This window comes from Micromonospora sp. NPDC004704 (genome assembly GCF_053601675.1).
This window is the reverse complement of the sequence record NZ_JBSGCD010000016.1, coordinates 72855-94756: the sequence shown is the minus strand read 5'-3', so window position 1 is coordinate 94756 and position 21902 is coordinate 72855. Positions and strand designations below refer to the sequence as shown.

General features: G+C 71.2%; 16 protein-coding genes. 9 read left to right on the top strand and 7 right to left on the bottom strand.

All coding sequences use genetic code 11. The annotated features are described in order from the left end of the window. Window position 1 precedes the first annotated feature (1 nt). Together ACWEFB_RS22230 and ACWEFB_RS22225 are read right to left on the bottom strand one after the other, a co-directional pair. Window positions 2-2149: an MMPL family transporter gene (locus tag ACWEFB_RS22230; RefSeq protein ID WP_452288160.1), complete on the bottom strand. Its 2148-nt coding sequence runs from the start codon at window positions 2147-2149 to the stop codon at window positions 2-4. Window positions 2150-2293: 144 nt separating this feature from the next. Next, window positions 2294-4267 carry a BTAD domain-containing putative transcriptional regulator gene (locus ACWEFB_RS22225; protein ID WP_452288158.1) on the bottom strand — a complete coding sequence of 658 codons (1974 nt, stop codon included), beginning with the start codon at window positions 4265-4267 and terminating at the stop codon, window positions 2294-2296. Window positions 4268-4525: 258 nt separating this feature from the next. Between ACWEFB_RS22225 and ACWEFB_RS22220 the strand changes: the two genes are divergently transcribed. Beyond that, window positions 4526-5908, top strand: coding sequence for an FAD-binding oxidoreductase (locus tag ACWEFB_RS22220; RefSeq protein WP_452288156.1), 1383 nt, complete (start codon window positions 4526-4528; stop codon window positions 5906-5908). Between the two features lie 77 nt (window positions 5909-5985). Here ACWEFB_RS22220 and ACWEFB_RS22215 read toward each other — a convergent pair whose 3' ends face one another. From ACWEFB_RS22215 to ACWEFB_RS22200, 4 genes are all read right to left on the bottom strand, one after another. Beyond that, window positions 5986-7068 (bottom strand): Gfo/Idh/MocA family protein, encoded by a 1083-nt coding sequence (locus tag ACWEFB_RS22215; protein WP_452288154.1) that lies wholly within the window; start codon window positions 7066-7068, stop codon window positions 5986-5988. A gap of 41 nt (window positions 7069-7109) precedes the next feature. Continuing rightward, the gene (gene ggt / locus ACWEFB_RS22210) at window positions 7110-8933 is read right to left on the bottom strand and encodes a gamma-glutamyltransferase (RefSeq protein ID WP_452288152.1); all 1824 of its coding nucleotides are present in this window, start codon (window positions 8931-8933) and stop codon (window positions 7110-7112) included. A gap of 104 nt (window positions 8934-9037) precedes the next feature. Further along, the gene (locus tag ACWEFB_RS22205; protein ID WP_452288149.1) at window positions 9038-9676 is read right to left on the bottom strand and encodes a M23 family metallopeptidase; all 639 of its coding nucleotides are present in this window, start codon (window positions 9674-9676) and stop codon (window positions 9038-9040) included. Window positions 9677-9717: 41 nt separating this feature from the next. Continuing rightward, a complete protein-coding gene (locus ACWEFB_RS22200; RefSeq protein ID WP_452288147.1) occupies window positions 9718-10743 on the bottom strand; it encodes a GlxA family transcriptional regulator in 1026 nt (341 codons plus the stop codon). A 162-nt stretch (window positions 10744-10905) separates the two neighbouring features. On the opposite strand from ACWEFB_RS22200, the gene ACWEFB_RS22195 reads away from it, so the two are divergent. The 6 genes from ACWEFB_RS22195 to ACWEFB_RS22170 all read left to right on the top strand — a co-directional run bounded on the left by ACWEFB_RS22195 (window position 10906) and on the right by ACWEFB_RS22170 (window position 17140). Next, complete coding sequence (locus ACWEFB_RS22195; RefSeq protein WP_452288145.1) at window positions 10906-11544, top strand: HD domain-containing protein; 639 nt, start codon at window positions 10906-10908, stop codon at window positions 11542-11544. Between the two features lie 212 nt (window positions 11545-11756). Continuing rightward, complete coding sequence (locus ACWEFB_RS22190; protein WP_452288143.1) at window positions 11757-13040, top strand: ABC transporter substrate-binding protein; 1284 nt, start codon at window positions 11757-11759, stop codon at window positions 13038-13040. After that, the gene (locus tag ACWEFB_RS22185; protein WP_442792001.1) at window positions 13037-14026 is read left to right on the top strand and encodes an ABC transporter permease subunit; all 990 of its coding nucleotides are present in this window, start codon (window positions 13037-13039) and stop codon (window positions 14024-14026) included. The genes ACWEFB_RS22190 and ACWEFB_RS22185 overlap by 4 nt, the downstream gene beginning before the upstream one ends. After that, a complete protein-coding gene (locus ACWEFB_RS22180) occupies window positions 14026-14865 on the top strand; it encodes a carbohydrate ABC transporter permease (RefSeq protein WP_363599454.1) in 840 nt (279 codons plus the stop codon). Before ACWEFB_RS22185 ends, ACWEFB_RS22180 begins: the two co-directional genes overlap by 1 nt. 6 nt (window positions 14866-14871) lie before the next feature. Continuing rightward, window positions 14872-16080, top strand: coding sequence for an ABC transporter ATP-binding protein (locus ACWEFB_RS22175; protein ID WP_452288140.1), 1209 nt, complete (start codon window positions 14872-14874; stop codon window positions 16078-16080). Window positions 16081-16255: 175 nt separating this feature from the next. Continuing rightward, the gene (locus tag ACWEFB_RS22170; protein ID WP_452288138.1) at window positions 16256-17140 is read left to right on the top strand and encodes a DMT family transporter; all 885 of its coding nucleotides are present in this window, start codon (window positions 16256-16258) and stop codon (window positions 17138-17140) included. 90 nt (window positions 17141-17230) lie between these two features. Here ACWEFB_RS22170 and ACWEFB_RS22165 read toward each other — a convergent pair whose 3' ends face one another. Beyond that, a complete protein-coding gene (locus ACWEFB_RS22165; protein ID WP_452288136.1) occupies window positions 17231-17692 on the bottom strand; it encodes an Hsp20/alpha crystallin family protein in 462 nt (153 codons plus the stop codon). Window positions 17693-18133: 441 nt separating this feature from the next. Between ACWEFB_RS22165 and ACWEFB_RS22160 the strand changes: the two genes are divergently transcribed. Both ACWEFB_RS22160 and ACWEFB_RS22155 read left to right on the top strand, forming a co-directional pair. Beyond that, window positions 18134-19684, top strand: a complete 1551-nt coding sequence (locus tag ACWEFB_RS22160) for a glycosyltransferase family 39 protein (protein WP_452288134.1) — start codon at window positions 18134-18136, stop codon at window positions 19682-19684. A gap of 171 nt (window positions 19685-19855) precedes the next feature. Beyond that, a complete protein-coding gene (locus ACWEFB_RS22155) occupies window positions 19856-21898 on the top strand; it encodes a glycosyltransferase family 2 protein (protein ID WP_452288132.1) in 2043 nt (680 codons plus the stop codon). The last annotated feature ends 4 nt before the right edge of the window (window positions 21899-21902 follow it).

Here is a 21902-nt window from a genome sequence, read left to right as displayed (position 1 = left end):
ATCAGGCCGAATGGCGACCGTGGGGCTCGATCGGGGCCCTGCGGTCGCTGTCGTCGGCCACGTCCGCGTGTCCGGGCCACCAGGCCACGTGCCCGAGCAGCGCGGTGATGGCCGGGGTGAGGAACAGCGACATCACGAACGCGACGATCACGATGCCGGCGGAGATGGCGAAGCCCATCTGGGTGAGCGTGCTGTTGCCGGCCAGCATGAGCGAGGCGAACGTACCGGCGAGGATGAGGCCGGCGGCGGCGACCGTGGGTCCGGCGTGCCGGATCGCCATCGAGGCGGCGTCGCGCGGACTGCGCCCCTCGCGCGCCTCCTCCCGGAGCCGGGCGATCATGAGGATGTTGTAGTCGGTCCCGAGGGCGACCACGAACAGATACATGATCACCGGCAGGATGAAGATCAGACCGGGCTCACCGAGGCCGTGCTGGAAGATCAGCACGGTGGCGCCCAGGGTCGCGGCGAAGCCGAGGCCCACCGAGAGCATCAGGTACCAGGGCGCTACCACGCTGCGCAGCAGCAACCCCAGGATGACCATGATGAGTACGGCCGCGACCGGGAACACCACCGCGTAGTCACGGTTGACGGCCGCCTGGATGTCGACGAAGACCGCGGTGATGCCACCGACGAACGCGGTCGTCCCGTCCGGTGCCGCCGAGTGCGCGGTGCTGCGCAGCGGCCCCTTGACGGTGTGCAGCGCGGCCGAGGACTGCGGGGTGTTCGCCAGGGTCACCTGGAAGTCCGCGACCCGGCCGTCCGGTGACAGGGTCGGCTGCCCGACCTGCCCGACGCCGGGCACCTTGGCCAGCGCGTCCCGGTACGCGCCGAGCCGGTCGGTCGGCAACGGACCACCGGTGTCCGAACGCAGGAACACGTTGGAGGGTTCGGTCGCGCCCGCCGGCAGGCCCCTGAGCAGTTCCTTGCTCCAGACGTTCGACTCCGACTCGGTCGAGGTCGATCCGCTGCTCAGGTCGAAGTTCGGATGGAAACCGAGGGCGAAGACGGCGAGCACGATCAGTCCGGCGCCCGAGACCGCCGCGTACACCGCCGGCCGGCGGGCCAGGGAACGGCCGATCGCGGCGAACCGGGCGCCACGCGGTTCGCGCCGCCACGCGTTCGAGGGCCAGAACACCTTCGTCCCGAGCAGCGAGACCACCGCCGGGATGAGGGTGAGCCCGGCGACCAGGGTGGTGGCGACCGCGATGGCCAGGGCCGGCCCCAGGGACCTGAACAGGCCGAGCGTCGACAGGGTGAGGGCCAGGAAGGCGACGATGACCGCACCCGCCGCCGAGGCGATCGCCTCGCCGGCTCGGGCGACCGCGCTGACCATCGCCGTCTTCGGATCCTCGCCCAGGCGCAGCCGTTCCCGGAAACGGAACATCAGAAACAGGATGTAGTCGGTGCCGACGCCGAACAGCACCACGATCAGCATCGCGCTCACCGAGCTGTCGGTCTTCAGGTCGAACGCCTGGTTGGCCCAGGCGATCAGTCCGGTCGCGATCTGCGACACCAGGCCGATCACGATCACCGGCAGCAGGGCGATGATCGGACTCCGGAAGATGATCAACAGCAGGATGATGATCAGGCCGATGGTGGCGATCCCGATGATCGCGTTCGCCCGGTCCCCGGAATCTTGGGCATCCAGGTTCTGCGCGGCCGTACCGGTGATGCCGGACTTGAGGTCGGTGTTCGCGACCTGGTCCTGCAATGCGGCCCGGAGCGCCTTCACCGCGTCGGGCTGGGCCTGGTCGGCCGGACCGCGCTGCGGCGTCATCTCGACCGCGATGATCTGGATCAACCGGTTGGGCGAGGGTGGCGTCGGCGTGAGCGCGATGACGTCGGGGAAGTGGCGATCGGTCAGAGCCTGCCCGATCGCGACGACCTTCGCCGCGTCGGCGTCGGTCAGCGGTGCGCCGTCCCGGCGCTCGAACACGATGATCGCCGACGGCGTGGCCGCCCGGGGGAAGGCCTGCTGCTGCACCTCCGCCGCCCGGATCGACTCGTAGTGCGACGGCAGGAACGACGCCTCGTCGGTGGTCGCGGTGAGCGTCGGCGCGAAGCCGATCACCCCTACCGCGGCAGCCACCCAGGCCACGATCACCCAGACGGGGTGGCGGACCACGAACCGCCCGACAGCAGCGAACACCCGCGGCACCTCTTCGTGATCGACGGCCTCCGTTCCGTGATCAACCTAAACGCTCACCCCCGCCCGGGTACGGGAAATGGCCCGGCTCCACCCCTTCGGTGGCCGCACCGGTGTCAGCCCGCCCCGACACCGCCGACGTGTCGCTCAGCGGATGGCGGGCACGCGTCCGGCCGCCCAGCGGTCCGCCGGTGCGATCGAGGGAAGATCCGCGTACGCGGAAAGCGTTCGAGCCGCATTCACCGCCGTGGTCCGGTGGAAGCGGGCCAGCCGTGCCAGCGCCTCCTCGCGTTGGGCCGACCCGCACACCAGCAACGCCTTGCGGCGGGCGAACCACCTGACCACGCTCTGGTAGCGGTAACGCTGGTACGGCCCGGTCTCGACCAGGTGGACGTCGGCGAGCGACTCCATGACCCGTTCGGCCTCGTACGGCGGGAGGTCGAGCAGGCTCGCGACGGCGGCGAGGTCGAGGTCCGGCCCGTCCGGCAGCGCGGCGAGGCAGAACGCCGTCGCCTGTCGGGGGTCGAGCTGCCCGTACGCGCGCTCGAACGGCACCTCGACCGCTATGCAGTCCTCGTGCAGCGCCACGGGCTGGCGGATCTCGACCCGCAGTCGATCCTCGATCGCCGCCACGCTCCACTCGGGTCGGGCGGCCAGCCGGGCGGCGGCGAGCCGTACGGCCAGCGGAAGGTGCGAGCAGATCTCGGCGTAACGGCGGGCCGGCTCGGGTTCGGCGCGTACCCGGTCGGCACCGGCGACCCGTTCCATCAGGGCCAACGACTCGTCCGGCCGGAACGCGTCGACCGTCGACCACCGCGCGGCGGGCACCCCCGCCATCCGGCGGTCGGCGGTGACGATGACCGCGCTGCCCGGACTCGCCGGCAGCAGGTGCCGCAGTTGCTCGGCGTCCCGCGCGTGGTCGAGCACCACCAGCACCCGTCGGCCGTCGAGGACCGTACGCCACAGCGCCGCCCGCTCGGCCAACGAATCGGGCTGGCTGTCCGGGCCGATCCCGTACGCCCGCAGGAACGCGCCCAGCGCCTGCCGCGCCTCGACCGGTTCCCCGTCGGGGCCGCGCAGGTCGAGGTAGAGCTGCCCGTCCGGGAACCGGTCCCGGACCGCGTGCGCGGCGTGGACGGCGAGCGTGCTCGTGCCCACCCCGGCCAAGCCGACGAGGCCGACGACCGGGGCGCGGTCGACAGCCGACAGTGCGGTGGTGACGGTGCGCATGATCTCGACGCGTCCGGTGAAGTCGGCGAGGTCGGCCGGTAGCTGCGCCGGGACCGCCGGGACCGGTGGCCGGGCGGGCACTGGCGCGGCCGACGCCGGGGGGCGCCGGTCGGCCGGTACGAGCAGCGTCGGGTCACCGGTCAGGATGCGCTGGTGCAGGTCCTGCAACGCCCGTCCGGGGTCCAGTCCGAGTTCGTCGCCGAGCAGCCGCCGGACCTCCCGGTAGCTGGCCAGGGCGTCGGCCTTGCGGCCGGACCGGTAGAGCGCGAGGATCAGCAGCTGTCGCAGGCGTTCGCAGAGGGGTTCGTCGGCCACCAGGGCGGACAGCTCGGTTACCGCCTCGGAGTGTCGGCCCAGGTCGAGATCGATCGCCAGCCGGTCCTCGATCGCGGCCCGCCGCAGGCTTTCCAGCCGGATGCCCTGACTCTGCGCGTAGGGGCCGGGCACACCGGCGAGGGCCGAACCCTGCCACAGCGCTTCCGCCGAGCGCAGCGATGCCGCCGCACCCGCCAGGTCGCCGTCGGCGCGGTCGGCTGCCGCCCCGGCGACCAACTCCCGGAACCGGCGGTAGTCGAGGTCCTCCGGGCCGACCCGCAGCGTGTAACCGCCACCGACGGACTCGATCACGTCCGCCGGGTCCGAGGCCCCGGTCGCCAGGACCCGGCGCAGCCGGTACAGGTAGGTGCGTACGGTGCCGCTGGCTGCCCGGGGCGGGTCGACGTCCCACAGCGCGTCGATGAGTTCGGTGATCGTGGCCTGGCTGCCCTCCCGCAGCAGGAGCGCGGCGAGCACCGCCCGCTGCTGTGGCGAGCCGAGATCCAGCTCGACGTCGCCGCGCCAGGCCCGGACCGGGCCCAGCACCGAGAACCGTGGCTGGTGCGTCATCGCCATCCCATCACCGGTCGAGTACGTGGCGCGGTCGAGCCTATCCGGTCCGGCAACGGCCGATGATCATCGTTGATCGCCGGTCGCCCCGGTTCCGGTGCCGTCGACAGAACGTCGACCGGACGTCGACACCCGCTGAACTGCAATGGGTGGGCAGCCCGGCGTCGGTCGGGCCGGCAACGACCGTTCAGAAGGGCCGTACCTCCCGTGACTTCGACAACTTCCCCTGTCAACCATCCGACCCCTGCTGCCGGACCGCAGCCCGTGCCGCTGGACGCGAACGCGGTCGACCGGTTGCGCGCCCGCGTCGCCGGACCGGTGCTCCTGCCCGGCGACGACAACCTCGCCGACGAGTTGGCCACGTACAACCTGACCGTGGTGCACCGGCCGGCGGTGGTCGTCGGCGCGACCGGACCCGAGGACGTACGGGCGGCGGTCCGGTTCGCGACCGACCACGGCCTTCCGGTGGCGGTCCTCGCCGCCGGTCACGGCAGTTCCGTACCCTCCGACGGCTCGGTCCTGATCACCGTCCGGCGGATGCGGGCGCTCACCGTCGACGCCACCGCCCGTACCGCGCGGGTGGAGGCGGGCGTCCGCTGGGCCGAGGTGATCGAGCAGGCCGGCAGGTTCGGGCTGGCCCCGCTGAACGGCTCCTCACCGACGGTGTCGGTGATCGGCTACACCCTGGGCGGCGGCCTCGGCCCGATGGGCCGCGCCCACGGCTACGCCGCCGACCACGTACGCAGCCTCGACGTGGTCACCGCCGACGGTGAACTCCGGCACGTCACCGCCGAGACCGAACCCGACCTGTTCTGGGCGCTGCGCGGCGCGAAGGGCAACTTCGGTGTGGTGACCGCGATCGAGTTCGACCTGTTCCCGGTCGCCTGCCTCTACGGCGGTGGCCTGTTCTTCCCCGGCGAGCAGGCCGCCGAGGTGCTGCACCGGTACGCGGACTGGACCGCGGACCTGCCCGAGGAGATGACCTCCTCGATCGGCCTGCTGCACCTGCCGCCGCTGCCGTTCGTGCCCGAGCCGCTGCGGGACCGGCTCGTCGTCCACGTCCGGATCGCCTACCTCGGCACCGCCGCCGACGGGGAGCTGCTGGTCGCCCCGCTACGCGAGCTCGGTCCCCGGATCATCGACACCGTGGCCGAGATGCCGTACACCGAGATCGCGTCCGTACACGCGGACCCGGTGGACCCGCTGCCGCTGTACGAGAGCGGGACGCTGCTGCGGGAACTGACCCCGGAGACGATCGACACCATCCTCGCCTTCGCCGGCCCGGAGGCCGCTTCACCGCTGGTCCTGGCCGAGTTGCGGCACCTCGGGGGTGCGCTCGCCCGCCCGCCCGCGCAGCCGAACGCGGTCGGCAACCGGGACGCCGCGTACTCGTTCTTCGCCGTCGCGGCCGGCGGCCCGCCGCAGGCGCAGGCCCTGGTCGACTACCAGCGCGACTTCGTCGAACACCTGACGCCGTGGACCACCGGCCGGCGCTACCTGAACTTCATGTTCGCCCACGACACCACCCCGGACCAGGTACGGCACGCGTTCGACCCGGAGACCTACCGCCGGCTCGGCGAGCTGAAGAACCGGTACGACCCGGCCAACACCTTCCGGATCAACCACAACATCCCGCCGGCCGGCTGAGCCCCGACACACCGACGACAAATCCGCGGCCCCGGTCCCGACCCGTTCGGGAGCGGGGCCGCCGCGGTCCGGGACGGCTACCGGGCCCACGCCTCCTCGGCGGTGACCACCGGGCGGCCGGTGCGTACGGACTCCTCGATGGCGAGGCTGAGCAGGTGGTCCTGGCAGGCTTCGGCGAGCGGGTACGGCGCCGCCGCCTCATCCCGCGCCCACGCACCGGTACGGGCCACGATGTCGGCCACCGCGAGATCGTCGTCGGAGAGTCCGCTGCCCACGAACGGGTTCCGGTAGACCACGCGCCCGTCGAAGCTGATGTGCTTCAGGTCGCGTCCCTCCAGGTTGAGGTCGACCCCGGTCTGGCGGCGTACCAGCGGAGACTCCACCGGAGTGGTCGGGTCGACCAACCGGACGACCTGGTCGTCGACGATCTCGCCGAGCGAGCCACGAATCGTCAGCCGCCGGGCCCGCAGCGGGTTCCACCACTGGTTGTCGGTGAAGTCGTACAGCCCCATCCGGCCACCGAAGTCGATGGTCGCCAGGGTGGTGGACAACTGCCGGGGAGTGTCGTCACCGCTCCAACCGTCCGGGGACAGGGGGTCGGCCAGCGGCGCGACGAAGGCCCGCGCGCTGACCTCGGCCGGGTCGTACCCGACGCCGAGCAGGCCGCGGATGAGCGAAACCGCGTGATAGAGGTGGGTCGACGAGATCTGTACGGAGGTCGGCACGCCGATCACCCCGGCCCGGACCAGTTCGAGCCGGGCGGCGTGTCCCGGCATCAGCAGGTACTGCTCGGCGACCTGGACCAGCCCGCTCGCGCCCACGTCCGACCAGAGCGAGCGCAGCCCGTCCAGGTCCGGCGCCGGCGGGGTCTCGGCGAGTACGGGCACACCGGCGGTGACCAGCTCACGGGTCGCCTCCGGGGTCACCGCCCAGGGCACCGACACGATGACGAAGTCCGGCCGCCCGTGTGCGAGCAGGTCGGCGGTGGAGCGGAACGTCGGCACGCCCCACTCCGCCGTCACCTCGTCGCCCCGTTGCCCGGTACGGGTGACCACACCGGTGACCCGCAACCGGTCGGGCAGCAGCCGGGCCAGCCGCAGGAAGAACAGCGACCGCCAGCCACTACCGACCAAACCGAACCGGGTCTGCGTCACTGCCATTCGGACTCCCCACTCGGCGGGCTGATCTTGGCAGTCACACCCTAGCGGCCGGGCTGGACGACCGCCGCGGCCCCGCCGCCGCGCCGTACCGGTTCCGCCGACGCCACGAAGCCGTGTCGGCCGGTGAACTCGACCGCGGTGGCGGCGCCCAGTTCGGCCGTGCTCGTGAACGGCGGATGCCCGTACGCGGTGAGCGCCGCCCCGTACCCGGTGATGAAGGCCGGCTCCGCCTGCGGTGCCGCACTGTTGCGCTGGGAGGCGCGTGGCGCGGCCATCGCCTCGGGCAGGGACAAACCCAGGTCGATCCGGTTGACCAGCATCTGCAGCACGGTGGTGATGATCGTGGCGCCACCGGGGGTGCCGAGGGCGAGGAACGGGCGGCCGTCGTCGAGCACGATCGTCGGCGACATCGAGCTGCGCGGGCGCTTGCCCGGCGCGGGCAGGTTCGGGTCCGGGGCGGCGCCCGGCGTCTGGGCGAACGTGAAGTCGGTCAGCTCGTTGTTGAGCAGGAAACCGCGTCCGGGCACCACCATCGCGTTCCCGCCGGTCTGCTCGATCGTCAGGGTGTACTCGACCACGTTGCCCCAACGGTCGGCCACGGTCAGGTTCGTGGTGCTCTGGCCGGGGTGACCCTCGGCACCGGTGGTGGCGGTCGCGCAGCCGTCGTACCGGCCGTCGGGGTCACCGGGCAGGACCGGCTTCTGGGCGGCCCGGGTGGGGTCGATCCGGCAGGCCCGCTCGGCCGCGTACCGATCGCTGAGCAGTTCCCGCAGCACCCGCTGCGACGTGTCGTCGCCGACGTACCGGTTGCGGTCGGCGTACGTGAGCGCGCTCGCCTCCAGGTAGTGGTGCAGCGCCTCGGGCACCGTCATCGTGGACAGGTCGAACCGTTCCAGGATGTTGAGCGCCTCACCGACGGCGACACCACCACTGGACGGCGTCGACATGCCGTACACGTCATACCCCCGGTAGTCGGACCGGGTCGGTGCGGGGAACCGGACGTCGTACCGGGCCAGGTCGGCCCGGGTCATGCCGCCCGGTCGGATCGGGAACTGCCACGGCGCGGTCGGGTTGCCGGCCACCGGCGGACGCTGCACGGTCGCCACCAGGTCCGCGCCGATCGGGCCCTCGTAGAACACGTCGACACCGCGCCGGGAGATCTGCCGGTAGGTGTCGGCCAGGTCGCGGTTGCGCTGCGTCGAACCGACCGCCGGTGGCTGCCCGCCCGGCAGGTAGAGCTTGCGGGTCGCGTCGAACTGGGCAAACGCCGCCGCGTTGTCGGCCACCTGCTGGCGGAACGTCGCGTCGACGGTGAACCCGCGTTCGGCAACCTCGGCGGCGGGGGCGAGCGCCGTGGACAGCGACCGGGTGCCCCACTTGCGCAGCGCCTCGTGCCAGGTCAGGAGCGTCCCGGGTACGCCGACCGAAAGCCCGCTCACCCGGGCTTCCTGGAAGTTGTAGGGCGCACCGGTGGCCGGGTCGACGAACGAGTTCTCCCGCATCGAGGCGGGAGCCGACTCCCGCCCGTCGATGGTGTGCACCCGCTTGGTACGCGCGTCGTAGTAGAGGAGGAACCCGCCACCGCCGATGCCGGCCGAGAACGGTTCGGTGACGCCGAGCGTGGCGGCGGCGGCCACGGCCGCGTCGACCGCGTTTCCGCCGCGTCGCAGGACGTCGATGCCAACCGCGGTCGCGGTCGGGTCGACGGTGGACACCGCGCCGCCGTACCCCTGCGCGGTCGGCGTCTTCGTCGGTTCCCCGGTGGTGCCCGGTGCGGCACCCGCCGGCACCGGGGCGGCCTGCCAGGCGACCACGGTGACGGCGGCGACCGCCACCCGGACCAGTGTCGTCACCGTGCGCGTCATTGACCCTCCACGAATCGGCCTGCGTCTCTTCGACAGGGTAGTGACGGTCGACCGGTTACCGCATCCTCTGCGGCGGCACGACCTGTTGTCGACGGTGGCCCGCGTCAGCCGCAGTTGTTGCTCGTACGCCTGACCGTGTACTCGGCGTCGTCGCTGGTGATGCCGGACGGCGATCCGTCGAAGTGGGTCTCCACCTTCTCCCAGCCCCGGCGCTGCTCGTAGTGCAGGTGCGGTGCGCCGGAGTTGCCGGTGCTGCCGACCCGCCCGATCTGCTCGCCCTGCGCCACCCGCTGGCCGACCTCGACCGACGGCGGTTCGAGCAGGTGGAGGTACTGCGTCTCCCACTTGCCACCGTGGTCGATCTTCACCCAGTAACCGCCGCCCCGGCCGCGCGGACCGTCCGGGTTGTCGGGCGTACGCCCACCCAGCGACCCGTTGATCCCGGCCTCGGTGACCGTGCCCGCGTACGAGGCGAGCACCGGTTGTCCCCATGCCTCGCCCTCGGTCGGGAACAGGTCGACGTCGTAGTCGTCGTGTCCGGGATAGGTGCCGAGCTGCCAGGTCTCGCCGCAGGCGACGGGGAGTTGGAAGAGCGGGCGCGGCCCCGCCGGCCGCAGCATCGGCACGACGACCAGGGCGATGATGAGGATGGCCGCGACGGCGCCGAGGGCGAGAACCACGCGGGTGGCGCGGCCGGGGATGCGGCGTCTGGTCGGGTCGCCGGTCGTCACCGCTCCGAGCATGGCAGACGCGGACAAGGCACGGGCGCGGGCACGGGTGGCGGTCAGGAGTCCGGCGACAGGGGATCCGTCTGCCGGATGGGGGGAGTCCCGTCGGGTGCCCGGACGGTGGTGGCGAAGCGGCGCCGGTACGTCGCCGGTGGTACACCGAGGTGCTGGACGAACGCCCGGCGCAGGCTCTCGTCGCTGCCGAACCCGGAGCGGTGGGCGGCCGAGGTGACGGTGTGCCCGGCGTCGAGCAGGGTCTGGGCCGCTTCGAGGCGGACGCGTTCGATGTGCCGGGCCGGGGTGGTGCCGAGTTCCTGCCGGAACAGCCGGGTCAGATGGCGGACGCTGACTCCCGCTGCGGCCGCGAGGTCGGGTACGGAGTAGTCGCCCGCCGGGTCGGCGGCCACCGTGTCGAGCAGTTCCCGCAGCGGCCGGTGCTTCGGCCTGGGGATCCGGGAGGGGGCGGAGAACTGGGACTGGCCGCCCGGACGTTGCAGGAACACCACGAGTGATCGGGCGATGTCCCTGGTCAACGCGGCGCCGTGGTCGGCCTCGACCAGGGCCAGGGCGAGGTCCACCCCGGCGGTGACACCGGCCGAGGTGGCCACCGGCCCGTCGGTGACGTGGATCGAGTCCGGTTCGACGGTGATCCCCGGGTAGCGCCGGGCGAGTGCCCCGGCGTGCCGCCAGTGGGTGGTGGCGCGGCGGCCGTCGAGCATTCCGGTGGCGGCGAGGAGGAACGCCCCGGTGCAGACCGAGACGACCCGTGGGGCGCTCCGGGTCAACCGGGTGGCCGCCGCCACGAGTCCGGGGTCGAGCCCCGCCCCGGCCAGCGCGTCGGCGCCGGGCAGGAGCGCGGTGTCGAGCCCGGTCGCGGCGGACGCCGGGCCGTCGACGCCGACCCGGAGCCCGGTCGAGGAGCGTACGGGGCGGCCGTCGGGGGAGTAGGTCGTCACCTCGTACCGGGCGCCGTACCGGTTGGCCTCGGTGAAGACCTCGGCCGGTCCGGCGACGTCCAGCAGGGTGACGCCGGGGAAGACGAGCATGCCGATCCGATGCAGTGGGGTGGAGTCGTCCGTCATCGTGCTGGCACCTTCCGTGATGTCCTAATCCGTGGACAGTATGACCGGAAGGACATGGCGGCCGGTCAGGGCCGGCGACGAGAGTGGGCCACGCCCCGATCCGGGTAGCCCGCGACCGGGCGGTTTGACCCACCTGTCTTGATCTTCCTGAAGGAGAAACCGATGCCCGAGCACATCGCCGGAGTCGAGATCCCGGACACCCGCCTCGTCGCCGAGGCGACCGAACTGGTCCGCGAGGCGGCCCCACCGCTGCTGTTCCACCACTCCCGCCGGGTCTACCTCTTCGGCATGCTCCAGGGCCGACGTCGCGGGCTGGAACCGGACCCCGAACTGCTCTACGTCGGCGCGATGTTCCACGACCTCGGCCTCACCGACCGGTACCGCCGGACGGACCAGCGTTTCGAGATCGACGGCGCCGACGAGGCACGGCGTTTCCTGCTCGCGCACGACCTCGACTCGGACTCCGTACGCCGGGTCTGGACCGGGATCGCCCTGCACACCACCCCGGGCATCCCCGAGTTCATGGAACCGGAGGTGGCCCTGGTGACCGCCGGGGTGGAGACGGACGTGCTGGGCATCGGCTACGACGACCTCGACCCGGCGACGATCGCGGCGGTGACCGAGGCCCATCCCCGTCCGGACTTCAAGCGGCAGATCCTGGCGGCCTTCACGAACGGCTTCCGGGACCGCCCGGACACCACGTTCGGCACCGTCAACGCCGACGTGCTGGCGCACTTCGTACCGGGCTTCACCCGTACCGACTTCGTCCGGGTGATCGAGGGGAACGCCTGGCCCGAGTGACGGGTGGATGACCAGCATGTTTCGGGGCGTTGCGCCGGGGGCAGTGAGATCGCGCGACAGCCCATAACCGGTCCCGTCAGCGACAACGGCCGGGGGCGGCGTCGTTTCGCCGTGCGCCGGGGCACGGATGGTGTCCCGGCCGTCCTGGAAGGAGCGCGCGATGGGCGTTCACAGTGCTACGACGACCACTCGGGCCGGTACGGGGTGCTGGCATGAGTGACCCCGAGCGGGCCCGACCCGGACGTTTCCGGCTCGGTGCGGCCGCCCTCGGGCTGGCCCTGCTGGCCCCGTTGGCCGCCTGCGGCTCCGACACCGGCGAAAACGGCGGCGTCCCCACCGTCAACCTCTACTACCCGCCGGAGCAGAACCTGCAGAAGGTGGTCGACGACTGCAACGCCCAGGCCGGCGGGCGGTACCGGATCGCGTACCGGATCCTGCCCAGGGCGGCCGACGACCAGCGGGTGCAACTGGTCCGCCGGTTGGCCGCCGAGGACACCGGGATGGACGTACTCGGGCTGGACGTGACCTGGACCCAGGAGTTCGCCAGCGCCGGCTGGCTGCGGGAGTGGACCGGCGAACAGCGGGCCGAGGCCGAGCGGGGCACCCTGGCCAAGCCGCTGGAGACCGCCCGGTACGAGGACAAGCTCTTCGCCGCGCCGAAGAACACCAACGTGCAACTGCTGTGGTACCGGTCCGACCTGGTCGACCAGCCTCCCCGTACCTGGGACGAGATGATCGAGGCGGCCCAGCAGCTCAAGTCGCGGGGCGGGCCGTACCGGGTGATCACCATGGGCGCCCAGTACGAGGGCCTCGTGGTCCTCTACAACACCCTGGTCGCCAGCGCCGGGGGGCAGATCCTCAACGAGGAGGGGACCAAGGCCGTCTTCGACGACGGTGCGGTACGGGCACTGGAGGTCCTGCGTCGGTTCGCCACCGCGGGCATCACCACCCCGTCCTTCTCGAACACGATCGAGGACCAGGCCCGGCTGGAGTTCCAGTCTGGCGGCGGCGCCTTCCAGATCAACTGGCCGTTCGTCTACCCGGCCATGCAGGAGGCCGACCCGGAACTGGCCAAGAAGGTCAGGTGGGCGCGCATTCCCGGCGTGGACCCGCAGACCCCGAGCCGGGTGACCATCGGCGGAGTGAACCTCGCGGTCAGCCGGTACTCGCGCCACCCGGCCGAGTCCTTCGAAGCGGCGAGCTGCCTGCGCAGCCCCGACCACCAGAAGTTCTCCGCGATCAACGACGGCGTACCGCCCACGATCGAGAGTGTCTACGCCGACCCGGAGATGGCGCAGGCGTACCCGATGCGCGACACGATCCTGGAGGAGCTGAGGGACGCGGCGACCCGACCGCGCAGCCCCGCCTACCAGAACATCTCCACGGTCCTGTCGGCGACGCTCTCCCCACCGAGCGGTATCCGGCCCGAACAGACCGCCGACCGGTTGCGGGACGCGGCACAGGACGCGCTGGAGTCCAAGGGGGTACTGCCGTGAGTCGACCCGATACCGACACCACACCGGACCGGGCCGCCTCCGGGAAGGCCGAACAGGCCGGTCCGCCGGCCCGGATCCCGCGACAGCGCGGCGGGCGGGCGCCACTGAGCGAGGGCAAGCGGGCAGAACGCCGACTGGCCTGGCTGCTCTGCGCCCCGGCGGCGTTCGTGATGCTCGCGGTCACCGCGTACCCGATTCTTTATTCGGTCTGGTTGTCGCTGCAACGCTTCGACCTCAAGTTCCCGGACCAGCGGGAGTTCGTCGGGCTCGCCAACTACGCCACCGTGCTGAGCAACGAGTACTGGTGGACGGCCTTCGGCGTGACGATGCTGATCACCGTCGTGACGGTCGCGGTCGAGCTGGTGCTCGGCATGGGACTGGCCATCGTCATGCACCGGACCATCGTCGGGCGCGGGCTGGTCCGCACCGCGGCCCTGATCCCGTACGGGATCGTCACCGTCGTCGCGGCCTTCTCCTGGCGGTACGCCTGGACGCCCGGCACGGGTTACCTCGCCACCCTGTTCGGTGAGGGTGCGCCGTTGACCGAGCGGGCGAGCGCGCTCGGGATCATCATGGTCGCCGAGATCTGGAAGACGACCCCGTTCATGGCGCTGTTGCTGATGGCGGGGCTGGCCCTGGTGCCCGAGGACCTGCTCAAGGCGGCGTCGATGGACGGGGCCACCGGCTGGCAGCGGTTCACCAAGGTGATGCTGCCGGTGATGAAACCGGCGATCCTGGTCGCCCTGCTGTTCCGGACCCTGGACGCGTTCCGCGTCTTCGACAACATCTTCGTGCTGACCGCCGGATCGAACGAGACCTCGTCCGTGTCGATGCTCGCCTACAACAACCTGATCAGAGGGCTGAACCTCGGCATCGGTTCGACCATGTCGGTGCTCATCTTCCTGACCGTGGCGATCATCGCGTTCGTCTTCGTGAAGCTGTTCGGCACCGCTGCCCCGGGCAGCACCGACGAGGGGAGGCGCTGATGGCGGCCGCCGACACGACCGTCGCGGCGAAGTGGCGGTGGGGACTGCTGGACCTGGTCGTGGTGGTCTTCGCGCTGGTCCCGGTGCTCTGGATCGCCTCGCTGTCGTTCAAGACCACCGGCACGCTCACCGACGGCAATTTCATTCCCCGCGAATGGACGCTGGACAACTACCGGACCATCTTCGCCACCGACCAGTTCGTCCGGGCACTGGCGAACTCGATCGGGATCGCGTTGATCGCGACGGCGATAGCCGTGGTGCTCGGCACGATGGCCGCGTACGCGGTCGCCCGGCTCGACTTTCCCGGCAAGAAGCTGCTCGTCGGGGTCTCCCTGCTGATCGCGATGTTCCCACAGGTGTCGCTGGTCTCGCCGCTGTTCGAGATCGAGCGGTCGCTGGGACTCTTCGACACCTGGCCGGGCCTGATCCTGCCGTACATCACGTTCGCGCTGCCGCTGGCCATCTACACGCTCTCGGCGTTCTTCAAGCAGATCCCGTGGGACCTGGAAAAGGCGGCCAAGATGGACGGCGCGACCCAGGGACAGGCGTTCCGTCGGGTGATCGCGCCACTGGCCGCGCCGGGGGTGTTCACCACCGCGATTCTGGTCTTCATCTTCTGCTGGAACGACTTCCTGTTCGCGATCTCGCTCACCTCCACCGAGCGGTCCCGTACGGTGCCGGTCGCGCTGTCGTTCTTCACCGGTGAGTCGCAGTTCGAGGACCCGACCGGGGCGATCTGCGCGGCCGCGGTCGTGATCACCATTCCGATCATTCTGTTCGTGCTGTTCTTCCAGCGTCGCATCGTGTCCGGTCTGACCTCCGGCGCAGTCAAGGGGTGAATTGCAGTGGCTGACATCGTGCTGGACAAGGTGAGCAAGAAGTTCCCGGACGGGACCGTGGCGGTCCACGACGTCGACCTGGAGATCGCCGACGGCGAGTTCGTGATCCTGGTCGGCCCGTCGGGCTGCGGCAAGTCGACCACCCTGAACATGATCGCCGGGCTGGAGGACATCAGCGGCGGTGAACTGCGGATCGGCGGCCAGCGGGTGAACGACAAGGCGCCCCGGGACCGGGACATCGCCATGGTCTTCCAGTCGTACGCCCTCTACCCGAACATGACGGTCCGGGAGAACATGGCGTTCCCGCTCCGGCTGGCGAAGCTGGACAAGGCGACGATCGAGCGGAAGGTCGACGACGCCGCCCGGGTGTTGGAACTGACCGCACTGCTGGACCGCAAACCGGCGAACCTCTCCGGCGGCCAGCGCCAGCGGGTTGCCATGGGCCGGGCCATCGTCCGCAACCCGAAGGCGTTCCTGATGGACGAGCCGCTGTCCAACCTGGACGCGAAACTGCGGGTCCAGATGCGTACGGTGGTGTCCCGGTTGCAGAAGCAGCTCGGTACGACAACCGTCTACGTCACCCACGACCAGACCGAGGCGATGACGCTCGGTGACCGGGTGGTGATCATGCGGGCCGGAGCCGTGCAGCAGGTCGGCCCGCCCCAGGAGCTGTACGACAACCCGGTGAACTTGTTCGTCGCCGGGTTCATCGGCTCGCCGTCGATGAACTTCCTGCACGCCGAGGTGGCCGACGGTCGGCTGCGTACGGCCGTCGGCGAACTGCCGCTGGGTGACCGGCTCCGGCGGGAGCTGGAGGCCGCCGACGCACCACGGAACCTGATCCTCGGCATCCGCCCGGAACACTTCGAGGACGCGGTCCTGGTCGACGACGACACCCGGGAGCGCGGGGTGGAGTTCGAGGCGCCGGTCGACATCGTCGAGTCGATGGGCTCGGACAAGTACGTCTACCTCAGCGTCGAGGGGGAGCGGGCCACCGCCGCCGAGTTGGAGGAACTCGCCGCCGACGCGGGTGCCGAGGGACTGGGCGGCTCCGGTGCGGACCTGGTGACCCGGCTGTCGGCGGAGTCGACGGTGGCCGAGGGCGAGAGCCGGCGGATCTGGTTCAACCTGGAGAAGATCCATCTGTTCGACCCGACCAACGGCCGCAACCTCACCCTGCATGAGGGCCGGGCGGCGGGCGCGCTCGCCTCCTGACCGGCGCCACGGGACCACGAGGGGTTCGGCCCGGTCCGTACGGGCCGAACCCCTCGTGATCTCCCCGATCGTCCGACCCGTGCCACGGAACTCGGCACCCGAGGCGTCGGCGATCACGTAGCGTCACTTGTGTGCGTACGGGATCAGGGGTGCCTCGGCGCGAGCGGGACGATCCGTGACCCCCCTCGCGATCCTGCTGGCCCTCTGCGCCGCCGCCTGCTTCGCCCTGGGAGCCGCTCTACAGCAACGTGCGGCCCGGCGGGAACCGCCGCACCACACCTTCGACCCCCGGCTGTTCATGCGGCTGCTGCGCCGGCCGAGTTGGCTGCTGGGCAAGCTGCCCGACATCACCGGCACCGTGCTCCAGGCGGTCGCGCTCCGGTACGGTCCGCTGACCCTGGTCCAACCGTTGCTGATCAGCGGCATGTTCCTGGCCATCCCGCTGGAGGCGGCGCTGGACCGCAGACGCCCGCACCCCCGCGACGTCGTCGCCGTCACCTCGTGCGTGGTCGGGCTCGGGGCCTTCCTCATCGTCGCGCGCCCCCGGCCGGGTGTGCCCGAGCCGTCGGTGATGGCCTGGCTCGGTGTGGGAATCGCCAGCGGCCTGGTCGTGGTGATCTGTCTCGCGCTCGCCCACCGCGCCACGAGTGCGCTGCGCGGCACCCTGCTCGGGGTCGCCACCGGGATCTTCTACTCCGGGGTGGCGGTCCTGCTCAAGGCGTTCACCGGACGGGTCTTCGCCGACCCGTTCTCGGCGCTCACCGACTGGCACCTCTACGCCCTGATCCTGGTCGGTCTGGGTGGCGTGATGCTGAACCAGAACGCGTTCCAGAACGGTCCGCTCGCCGCACCGCTGACCGCGATCACCCTGGTCGACCCGGTGGCCAGCGTGGTGATCGGCGTGACCGCGTTCCACGAGACGCTCTCGATCAGCGGGCTGCGGCTGCTCATCGAGGTGCCCGCCGTACTCGCCATGATCTTCGGGATCTGGTTGGCCAGCACCCGGCCCGGTGGTCGGGGCGGTGGCGGGGAGAAAGCCGGTCCGAATCCCGACGCCTGAGCACCCCGGACGGGGGGTCTCGCGGGCGAACCGCCCGCGAGACCCACGGGTGTCGTGCCGTCGCGGCACACCACCCTCCGTCCGCTCGGGTCAGGACCTGTCGAGGGCAACCGTTCCGCTGGCGGAGCCGTCCAGCGCCGGGCCGCCGGTCGTGCCGATCGGAATCCGGCGTGGCTTGGCCTGCTCGGCGACCGGGATCGTCAGGGTCAGTACGCCGTCCTGCCAGGTCGCGCTGATCCGGTCGAGGTCGAGGCCGTCGCCCATGGTCAGCCGCCGCTCGAACGTGCCGGTGGCGCGCTCGCGCCGTACCCACTGCACGTCGGCGTCGGTACGGGCGCTGCGCTCGGCCCGGATGGTCAGGACCCGGCCGTCGACGTTCACGTCGACCGAGCCCGGGTCGATGCCGGCGAGGTCGCAGTGCAGCACGAAGTGGTCACCGGATCGGTACAGGTCCATCGGCATCGCCATGGTCGCGGCACCGCCCCCGGCGGCGCCGAACACCTGACCGGCCAGACGGTCGAAGTCGCGGAAAGGATCGAAAGTCAGCACCACGCCAACCACCTCCTCGAGACTGCCCACCGGCGGATCCGGTGGGTCTGTGGCGCTCGGATTCCGAGGTCGCCCCTGCCTCGCCGCGGTGGTCGGTCACCGCACGGGCCAGGTGCGACAGTTAATTTTTTAGCACTCTCCCCACATGAGTGCCAACCCGTTCGGGCAGAAAATTTTTTGTCCCCGTCGTGCTGCTGCTCCGGCGCCGGTCCGGTCACCCGTTCGTGCGAAAGCGCACCGGCAGCGGGTCGTACGACCCCGGTTCCCCGGCATTCGCGGCGTTTCCGCGTACCCGCCTCACTACCATCCAGGTGACAGCCAGTGCCCGACCCGGCTCGCCGGGTGCGCCTGGTACGACAACCTCGGAACCCTGTCCCGGCACCGCTTTGCCGGCGGCCTCGCCGTGGCCTTGACCGCCCGATCCGTAGGGAAGCGTGAGGCACGATGAAGGATGCGGAAACCGTAGTCATGCCCCGGCTCGCGGCGGAGGTCGGAGCCGAGGATCCGTGGGGCGAGGACGGGGACGGGCGGGGACGCCGCGACGGGAGGACGGATCGCGGCGAGCGCGGCCGGTCCGGCGTCCACCGGGTCGGCTGGCGGGTCGCCCCATGGCTGGTGCCGGGGCTGCTGATGGGCGGGTTGAGCGCCCGGGGTGTCGCCGCGCCCGGACTCTGGATGGACGAACTCGCCACCTGGGGCATGGCCACCTCGACGTGGCGGGAGAACCTGTCCCCGCAGCGGTGGGCCGATGTCACCGGCACCCCGTACCACCTGTTCATGCGGGTGTGGGTGGAGTACTTCGGTGCCTCCGACCTGTCCCTGCGAGCCCCCTCGATGCTGGCCATGACCGTCGCCGCGGCACTCGTCGGGGTGCTGGGCGCGCGGCTGTTCACCCCGAGGGTCGGACTGTTCGCCGGGCTCATCTTCGCCCTGTTGCCGACCTCGACCAGGTACGCGCAGGAGGCCCGGCCGTACGCGTTCGCGCTGCTCGCCGCCGTACTCGCCACCCTGTCCCTGGTGCTGGCCATCCACCGGCCGAAGCACTGGAGGTTCGCGGCGTACGCGGTCGCGGTCGTGCTGCTGGGGCTGTCCCACGTCGTCGCGCTGGTGCTGATCGCCGGGCACGGGTGGGCGGTGCTCGCCTTCGGCCGGAAGGTGGCGTACCGGTGGGCGGTGGCGGCGTCCGCCGGGGTGCTGCCGGTGGCCGGACTGCTCTGGTTCGGCTCCCGGTACGCGGCCCGGATCAGCCGGTTCCCCGATGCCGGCGGGCAGTTGCTCGCCGCCACCCCGAGGGAGCTGTTCGGCGCCACCGCGATCGGTCTGGTGCTGCTCGGGTTGGCGCTGTTCAGCCTCCCGCTGCGGTACTCCGCGGCCATCTACACCGCGTGGGCGGTGGTCCCGCTGCTCGTCCTGCTGCTGGTCGCGCAGGTGACACCGGTGGGGCTGCCGCAGAGCCTGATCTTCACCCTCCCGGCCTGGGCCACGCTCGGCGCGGCCGCCCTCGGCCGGGCACCCGTCCATCTGGGAATGGTGGCGCTGGTCGCGATCGGGTTGATCGGTCTGCCGGTCCAGGCGGCGTTCCGCGCACCCGACGGTCACCGGCAGGCCACCCGCCAACTCGCCGCGATCGTCGATTCCGGGATGCGTCCCGGTGACGGTGTTGTCTACCGCTCGGCCGGTGGCGACAGGAGTTGGGACGGTAGGGGCGTGCTCGCGCGTTACCTGTCGGAAGACCGGCAGCCGGTGGACCTGCTGGCCACCGGCTCGGTACGTGTCGACGGGCAGCTACCGACCAGCGAGTGCGCCGACGTCGCGCGGTGTCTCGGTGACACCCGCCGACTGTGGGTGGTCCGGCTCGGCACGCTGACCGACCCGATCCACGACCTCGGCGACCGCAAGGAGTACGTGCTGCGTGCGCGGTACGAGGTGGCGCAGGTGTGGCGGGTCACGGGGTTCACCCTGGCCCTGCTGGTCGACGAGCGGACAGCGCTCTGAGGGTCGGCACACGTCCGGGGCCTCAGGGCCGGGACGAAATTTCGGGGTGAATTGGGCCTGACGCCAGGCTTTCGGGTGACTAGTAGGGATCGCCCGGTTTGTCGGCGCCACCCGCTTAGGATCTGGTCTAGCAGGGTTTGTGCGAGCAGAGTTCAGGTTCTTGGGGGAATTGTGAGCGTCGCCGGCCAGACACGCCCGTCCCAACCCGCCACTCCACCTACGTCCGAGCGTCCCGGCACCAACCAGCCCGGGTCGGCCCGCCGACGTCCCGGCCGCCGGCAGCGCAACATCAGCGCCCGGGTCGCGTACGCGGGCTGCGGGACCACCGCCGGCCCGCTCGTCCCACCAGGGGCGGAGGAGTCGCCGGTCGAGTTCCGCCACGTCGCCTCGCCCGCGTCGAGGCTGGTCCTGACCGTCCTGGTGTTCGTCAACGCCGGCGCCGGACTGCTCTTCGTCGGCTGGCTGATGCTGCCCGGACACGTACCCGGAGCGGGCGGGTCCGGGCTGGGGGCCTGGCAGACGATGCTGGCCCGGATCGGCTTCTGCGTGGTCGTCGCCGTCGAGCTGATCCGCATCGCGCAGAACGTGTCGGTCTGGGTCTTCGCGTACAACGCCAAGGACCCGGTCCCGGTCGACCCGCCGATCGGCCTGCGGGTCGCCCTGCTCACCACCATCGTGCCGAGCAAGGAACCGATCGAGGTCGCCGAGCGGACCCTGCGCCGGATGAGACAGATCGTCTACTGCGGACCGGTCGACGTCTGGATTCTCGACGAGGGAGACGACCCGGCCGTGAAGGAAATGGCCGCGCGGCTCGGCGTACGTCACTTCAGCCGCAAGGGGCGGCCGGAGTACAACCAGCCCAGCGGCGAGTTCCGGGCCCGGACGAAGTCGGGCAACCACAACGCCTGGCGGGCGGAGCACGAGCACCGCTACGACGTGGTCGCGAACGTCGACCCCGACCACGTACCGCTGCCCGGTTTCCTCGAGCGCACGCTCGGCTACTTCCGCGACCCGGACGTCGCGTTCGTGGTGACGCCGCAGGTCTACGGCAACATGCACCAGAACTGGGTCGCCCACGGGGCCTCGGTCCAGCAGTACCTCTACAACGGGCTGATCGCGCGCGGCGGGAACGGACTGGACGCGCCGCTGCTCACCGGCACCGGACACCTCTACCGGCCCTCGGCCTGGCGGACCATCGGCGGCTACCAGGACTCGATCATCGAGGACCACCTGACCAGCATCCGGATCCACGCCGCGGCCAACCCGACGACCGGGAACCGGTGGAAGGGCGTCTACACCCCCGACGTGGTGGCGATCGGGGAGGGCCCCACCTCCTGGGCGGACTACATGAACCAGCAGAAACGGTGGGCGGCCGGCATCTGGGAGATCCTGGTCCGCCCCGACCTGCGGGCCCCGCGCGACCTCGGCTCCCGGCGGCGTTGGCAGTACCGCCTGCTCCAGTTCTACTACCCGAGCGTGGCGGTCAGCCTGCTGCTGGGCAACCTGGCCACCGCGCTCTACATGCTCACCGGCGTGAGCACGGTCCAACTAGACACCCGGGTCTGGGCGGTGCTCTGGGGCTCGACCATCGTCACCTGGTTCATGCTCTGGCTCTGGCTGCGCCGCTACAACATCGCCCGACACGAACGCGAGGAAATCGGCGTCGTGGGCATGGCACTGGCCCTGTTCGTGGGACCGATCTACGTGGCGGCGGGACTCGCCGCCGTGCTGCGCCGCCGGCTCGCCTTCGTGGTCACCGCCAAGGGCAAGCTGCGTACCACCGAGTCGCTCGGCACGTTCCGGCTGCACTTCCTCTGGGCCGGTTTCGCCGCCGCCATGCTCGTGCTGAGTTTCGTCCTGGACCACAGCTACCCGCTGCTGCGGGTCTGGCCGGCGCTCACCCTGGTGGCGAGCCTGGCCCCGCCCGCGATCGCGATCGTGACCGGACTGGTGGCGCGCGCCGAGCAGCGCGACGAACCGACCGGCGCCCCTACTCAGGGCACGGCGGGGCACGGCGACACGGCCCGGTGGGCCGTCTACTACGTCGACGGGCACGGCCGCAACGAGTGGTCACCCCCGGCCGCGGTACGCATCGACGCCGGCGTGCACGGTCGGCTCGATCCGGGCGGGTACGCCCGACTGGACACCGGCGGTCACACACGGTTGGACGCGGGCGGTCACACCCGACCGGCGCACACGCCACGGAACGGTTGAGGAG